The organism is Bacillus sp. P4_D3, assembly GCF_056401855.1.
Genome location: NZ_JBFUIN010000159.1, coordinates 1 through 6775, shown reverse-complemented (window position 1 = coordinate 6775; position 6775 = coordinate 1). Strand labels below are relative to the sequence as shown.

Annotated in this window: 6 protein-coding genes; 1 reads left to right on the top strand and 5 read right to left on the bottom strand. The window is 36.7% G+C overall.

Features of this window, described 5'->3' with window-relative positions; translation table 11 throughout:
* A partial coding sequence (locus AC1DTM_RS15565) for a TetR/AcrR family transcriptional regulator (protein WP_477000450.1) occupies positions 1–416 on the bottom strand: 416 nt, incomplete at its 3' end.
* 433 nt (positions 417–849) lie between these two features.
* Between AC1DTM_RS15565 and AC1DTM_RS15560 the strand changes: the two genes are divergently transcribed.
* Positions 850–1695 carry a hypothetical protein gene (locus AC1DTM_RS15560; protein ID WP_016104112.1) on the top strand — a complete coding sequence of 282 codons (846 nt, stop codon included), beginning with the start codon at positions 850–852 and terminating at the stop codon, positions 1693–1695.
* 50 nt (positions 1696–1745) lie between these two features.
* Here AC1DTM_RS15560 and AC1DTM_RS15555 read toward each other — a convergent pair whose 3' ends face one another.
* The 4 genes from AC1DTM_RS15555 to hemH form a co-directional block, all read right to left on the bottom strand.
* Positions 1746–2045 carry a hypothetical protein gene (locus AC1DTM_RS15555; RefSeq protein WP_002116837.1) on the bottom strand — a complete coding sequence of 100 codons (300 nt, stop codon included), beginning with the start codon at positions 2043–2045 and terminating at the stop codon, positions 1746–1748.
* Positions 2046–2181: 136 nt separating this feature from the next.
* Positions 2182–4548, bottom strand: a complete 2367-nt coding sequence (locus AC1DTM_RS15550) for a DUF6359 domain-containing protein (RefSeq protein ID WP_477000449.1) — start codon at positions 4546–4548, stop codon at positions 2182–2184.
* Positions 4549–4691: 143 nt separating this feature from the next.
* Entirely contained in the window at positions 4692–6113 is a 1422-nt protein-coding gene (gene hemY / locus AC1DTM_RS15545) for a protoporphyrinogen oxidase (protein ID WP_477000448.1), read from the bottom strand.
* Between the two features lie 19 nt (positions 6114–6132).
* Positions 6133–6775: ferrochelatase (hemH, locus tag AC1DTM_RS15540; RefSeq protein ID WP_477000447.1), on the bottom strand; the 643-nt coding region annotated here is incomplete at its 5' end.

Here is a 6775-nt window from a genome sequence, read left to right as displayed (position 1 = left end):
CCTTTTTCAATCGCAATCTCTAAATAAGATTGGATGACAGAAATGATTTCCACATCTACTTGTTGCATCACTTCTTGTACTTCTTTCGTTCCCATATCACGCTCTTCTTGAATTAGTTTAATCATGAGCTGATGTTCTTTTCTAAATTCTAATATGCTATATAATGCTCTATGTACATTTTCAAAAAATGAAATATCTGAACGAATTGCGTCTTTTGCGACTTGCTTCATTTCTGTAATTAAATTAGAAATAATTTCGCCAAATAGTTCTTCTTTATTTTTGAAAAAAGTATAAATTGTTCCTTTTCCTACATTCGCTAACTTCGCAACTTGATCCATCGTCGTTGCTTTATAACCGAATGCTGAAAAAGACTTTGTTGCAGCTTCAATAATAGAACGTTTTCGATCTATCGCCACATCGTCACCTCCAAAAATGACCAATCGGATGATATAGTCAATTAGTACATCTTTGATATTACCACACGCTTACATTCTATACAAGTTCTCTTTTTAGTTATTCCCAGTATAAAAACATTCCAGTCAATGTATATAATACTGTCATAGTGTATCAGAAAAAAAGGGGAAAGGAAAAGATGTTCTTCAGATATAATTTTTATGAACACCTTTTTCTTATTTCAACGTAGAAAGCGTAATTTTGTCTAAACTAGAATTCCATATGTCCTCTCTTTTCCTTTCACTCTGACAATCTTCTTCTACAGTTAAACCTTACCTAACAACAACAAAATTACTCTTTTTCTAATAAACAAATAAAAAAACAAGAAAATCCTTACAATTAATAGTAATATAGAAAATAGACAAGTTTATCAAAATAGTGGAGGCTTTTTTAGTCATGATGCGTGCGCTTCGTTTAAATATAAAGCAAGCTTTTTGTAATCGTGTTTCTTTAATTATTATGTTTAGTGGATTCGTTCTTATTTGTATTTATCATTATTATTTTGTAATTCGTTATTTAGGAGATGCTGCGAATGGACCTATATCAACGGATATTAAATGGATTGGATTTCGTGGCAATGAAATGGATGTTTATTTGTTATTAATGCCAGTTATTGCGAGCCTTCCCTTTAGTACAAGTTACAACTCGGATAAATCAGATGGTTTTAAACCGTTTGTCAGTAAAGAAATTTCTATATTTCCTTATTCAGTAATGAAATATATCGTTACATTTTTTTGCGGAGGGACCCTTTATACGTTTCCATTCATCTTATCATTATTATTTTGCAAATTAACCATTCCAGACGGAGAACCGACGGCTGGTTCAGGCATTATAAATGATAACGGGATGTTCGCAAACTTATATTACGATACTCCCATCACTTACATTACTGTATATATCGGAATTAATTTTTTATTTGCAGGTTTAATGGCTCTTTTAGGACTTGCTGCATCTGCATGGTCACAAAAAGATTATATGGCGCTTCTATTTCCATTTGCAACTACCGCCATTCCTTACATCCTGCTAAATACGATATTCCCTACAATAGGCGGGGCACCTATTCATTTATATGATCCAAGGCAACCGCTGCATGGCATGTCACCGTATATTTTAACAATACAATGTACCTTCTTCCTCCTCGTTAGCTTATTCATGTATATACAAGGAGTAAAGCGCGATAGAAAAAAATATAGAAGAAGACTGCAAAGAAGAGATCGGTGTAGAAAAGCGTTTCAAGCATAAAAAACCTAATTTCCACATTTTATCTTGGAAATTAGGTTTTTTATATTCATTTACGGCGTACCAGCCAATCCCCACAAAATAACAACAGCCGCAAAGTAAATTGCTTTAATAGCTACCACTAAACATAATGAAATAATTGCATATTTACTCAATTCTCTTCTTGCTCCTATTAAAGTAAAAATGACTGCCAAACTAAATGTTATATAAGAACTTGCTGTATTTATTAGGTTATACGTAATATCTAAATTCTGTGTAAGTCCTGTTATCTCGGCTATAAACTGAATCATGACGATACTACTAAAAAAGATTGCGATTTGATTCATTAATTTCCCACTTATTAACGCTTGCATCTTTAGCCCCTCTTCCGAAAACTAAATATTCAATTAATTTTATCACCATATTACAAAAAAAGGAATTCTATCGTCATAATTATATGACGATGTAAAAACAAAAAAGAACGCTTAGTTACCTAAGCGTTCCCCTACTTTAAGAAGCCTTCTTCAAATCAATTTGAGCAAGTACTGGATCGTGGTCACTTACACGTCCATGTTCTTTCATAATGTTTGAGTTTAAGTGTACTGGGTCTACAATTGTGTGCTGTACAATGTTATTTGTTACTAAAATATGATCTAGCACTTGTGCGTTACCTTCATGAATGTACGTGTAACGATTCTCTTTCGGCACTGTGTTTAACATATCTTTTAATATCGTTCCCTCTAGTGCTTCTAAAGGTTTAGAGAATTCAAAGTCATTCATATCACCTAATACAACAACTGGTGCATTTGTATTCTTTTTCTGAATACCTTGTACGAAATGATTCACTTCTTGTGCTAATTGAACTCGTTTTTCTTCACTCTTTAATACGAGCGGCTGTACTTTTCCAAATGGCGTTGCATCTCCTATTTTTGAGTTTAAGTGATTTGCAACAACAACAACGTTTTGTCCTTGGAACGTAAATTCTGCCGCTAACGGTTTACGTGTACTTTCAAATAATGAATTTTCGTCTCCGATACGAACAACATTTTTATCAAGTAACTTCGGTACTGCTGCTAATTTCACGCGTGATGGGTTATAGAAGAAACCGACGCGAATGTTAGCTCCTGGTGCTCCTCCGTCTTGATTGTTGTTTGGAGCGATTTCTACATACTCATACTTCGGACCACGAATTTCTACCACTGCATCAATGATACGTTTTGCGCTTAATGAAGCATCTGTTGTACCGTCATTAATCGATCCGTTATTATCTTGCATTTCCTCTACACCGATAATATCTGGCATTTTTAAATTGTATTTAATAGAATACGCTAACGCTTTTACTTTTTCATCTGTTGTTTCTTTCTTATTCGCCGAGAAGTTTTCAATGTTATATGTAGCAACTGTTAACTTATCAAGACGCGGCTGAATATTTGCCCCTACTTGCTTAAACCCACCGTCCACTACAGATGGTAATTCCGTTACTGGCGAAATGCGGAACGCACCGTAGTCATATCCTACTACGCCTGTTATATTACCAGTGAACGTATCTCCTACTTTCGCGACATAATCACGAGGTACTTTTACAGAAAGACGCTCTGGGTTTAATTGCTCTTTATCTAATAGCGGTGTGCCATACTTCGTTATAACTTTATCCCCACCATTTTCTACTGTTACATATAAGTTACCATTTTTCTGAGGAGCGATAATTTTTGGTGTTGGCATCGTAACGCGCATGCCTTCTACACTCTCATAAAAATCAATTGCATCTTCGTTCGGATCAAATAGACCAAATCCATCATTATCAATAATTTGATCTGGGATTTTCACTCCGTTTTCTCCTAATACAATCGCTTCTGGTAAAGTCTGATCTTTTGCGATTACACCAATGCGACTCGCTTTAATTTCTGTCGTCGTTAAGTCTGTTTCAAAGCGTTCTGCATATCCAGGCCCAACATATTCTTCTACTTCTCCATCAACTTGGACAAGGTCTCCTACCGCTACATTCGCATCTTTTTTGTATACGTACATACCTTCTGAAGTAGCTGGATCATTATCCGGCTGATTATCTTCTATATAAAAACCGTTTTTATCAAGCGCTGTTACAACGCCCTCCACATTGTTTACTTTCTTCMCATTGTAAGGAGAAATATGTGATTTCCCTTGAATATCATGAATACGAACTGGTTCATTGTTTACGATAATAAATGAAAATGTTGAAATCGCTGAAGAAGTAAGCCCTTCTTTTTCTGCGATCGCTTTCACTACACTATTTTCATTCACTACAATTTGTCCGTTATAACGAACGCTTTTATTTGTAGGATTAGAGCCATCTAACGTATAGTAGATTGTTGCTCCTTCTGTATTCGTTGTTAATGTTACCGCTGTTCCTTTCGCAACTTCCCCGCCATTTGGTGAAGCCACTACATCGCTAACACGGTTTTGTTCTTCTCCGTAAAACTTATGAGCTGTTACTGATTTTAAACCTGGGCTACTAAAATATAATTCAAGCGTCCCTGTCAAGCTAACTTTCTTCCCGATATTTTCAGGATGGTCTTTCACATTTACAGCCGATCTCACATCGCCTTTTGGCAACTGAACAGGCATGATCTTGTCTGGATTCGTTTCGTTTGGCGAATCGGCAATTGCCACGTTTGTGTCGTCAAACTTAGCCGGATCTTTCGTGTATTTAGAAGGACTTTGTGTATATCCAACGATATATCCTTCCACTATCCCCTTTGTTTTCCCTTGCTGCTTAAATACTTGAATTGCATCTTGCACTGACATAGAAGTATTTCCTTCTGCATGTGCTAAAGTACCAGTAAATGAAATCAATAGTATCAATGATAAAAAAATACTTACGACTTTCTTCACAGCCATCTCCCTCTCTTTATTTCATATTTTCTCGGCATTTCTATCATAGCAAATAGTTCTTTATAAAGAACTATATTTCGACAAGTTTTACAAAAAATTAATCTTACCTTTAAAAAGAAAAGCACCCTAAAAATATTAGGATGCTTTTCTTACCACGCTACTAATTCCGTTTCTGCTACCTTCTCTAAATGAGATACTACATGCTTTGCGGCTCTCTCACCTTGCTCAATACAAGCCGGAAGACCAGAACCAGCGTAAGAACTACCTGCCAAATACACACCTGGCAACTCATTCTCCATAAATGTTGTGAGCTTTTTCATTCGCTCTTTATGGCCAACTGTATATTGAGGCATCGCTTCTTTCCAGCGGCTTACAATTGTAAACTCTGGATCCTCTATAATATCCATTGTCTTTTGTAAGTCCTCTAATACAAGCTGCACAATTTCTTCGTCAGTTTGTTCAACAATCGCTTCATCACCAGGTCGTCCAACGTAACAACGAAGAAGTGCCTTTCCTTCTGGCGTTGTATGCGGCCATTTTTTATGTGTCCACGTACACGCTGTAATCGTGTAATCACTATTTCTTGATACGACAAATCCCGTACCATCAATATCACGCTGAATTGCAGACTTCGGGAAAGCAAGTGCCACGTTTGCAACTGATGTAGACGGAATGTTACGGAAGAAACGAAACTGCTTGTACTGCGCAAACATAGACGGCAATATTTTATGCGGTGCTGTAACTACAATCGCGTCTGCTTCCATTTCTTTTCCGTTACTAAGAGTAATCGTATAACTATCACCAAGTTTTGCAACTTTTTCARTACGAGTTCCCTTCATTACCATATCATTAGGAATCTTCACTTCAAGAGATTCTACTATAGATTCTAAACCGTTTTTCACAGTTTTAAAGATTCCCTTTTTCAATTCAGCCTTCTCTTGCTTTGGAGCGAGCGTACGCATACCGAGTGAAATACTACGATGCTCCTGTTCAATTTGATAAATTTGAGGGAATGTTGACATTAAACTCATTTCATCAATATCCCCTGCATAAATACCAGATAATAATGGCTCAATTAAATTTTCAACGACTTCATTTCCAAGGCGATGCCTGAAAAACTGCCCGAGTGATTGGTCAGATACTGGCTTTGATCTAGGCATTAACAGATCAAAACCAGCTCTTAGTTTACCAATTGGGGAGAACAATCCRGAAAATAGAAACGGTGTAATTTGCGTTGGAATTCCCATCATTGAACCGCTCGGCATTTTATGTAACCGATTGTTTACGAGRACGAACGATTGACCGGTCGCATTATTTACAAGTTCAGCATCAAGTCCTAATTCTTTCACTAATTTAGCTGCGCTCTCTTTTCTTGCTAAGAAAGAATCAGGGCCACGTTCAATTGTAAATCCATCTTTTTGAACGGTTTGAATTTTCCCGCCAAGTTTACCGGACGCTTCTATAAGCAATGCATCTATCGGCAAGTTTTTTTCACGAATTTCTTTTTGTAAGTTATACATTGTTGTTAATCCTGTGATGCCACCGCCGATGATCACAACTTTTTTCCTCAAGTAAGCTCCCCCTTTCTACTTACATTACAGATTCTTTTTTCTTTAATACAACATCTGCTAAACAGTCGATAAATGCGTTCGATGCGTTTGGCATTTCTGGACGATAATATTTCGCGCCAATTTCATCCGTTACAACTTTACACTCAAAGTCATTGTCATATAAAACTTCTAAATGTTCCGCAACAAATCCAACTGGTGCATATACGAATGAACTGTAGCCGTACTTTTCATTTAGTTCTCTCGTTAAATCTTGTACATCTGGACCAATCCAAGGATCTGGCGTGTTGCCTGCACTTTGCCAACCTACTGCATAATTCGCTACTTCAGCGCCCCTTGCAATATAATCAGCTGTTTCATTTAATTGATCTGGATATGGATCGCCGAGTGCGATAATTTTCTCTGGTAAGCTATGAGCCGATACGATTAACACAGCTTTTTCACGTTCTGCTTCTGACATACCGTTATATATACCTTTCACTGCATCGACCCAATACTGAATAAATTTCGGTTCTTTATACCAGCTATCAATGCCGTGAATTGTTAAGTTTCCAAGTTTTTCTGCTTCTTCTTGCGCTCGTCCTACATACGACTTCACGCTAAAAGTAGAATAGTGAGGGGCAAGAACGAGTGCAATTGCATCTTCTATTCCATCTTTATGCATA

Excerpts from the sequence above, each read along its gene's own strand:
- AC1DTM_RS15560 (WP_016104112.1), top strand. The coding sequence starts at position 850 with ATGATGCGTGCGCTTCGTTTAAATATAAAGCAAGCTTTTTGTAATCGT.
- AC1DTM_RS15555 (WP_002116837.1), bottom strand. The coding sequence starts at position 2,045 with ATGCAAGCGTTAATAAGTGGGAAATTAATGAATCAAATCGCAATCTTT.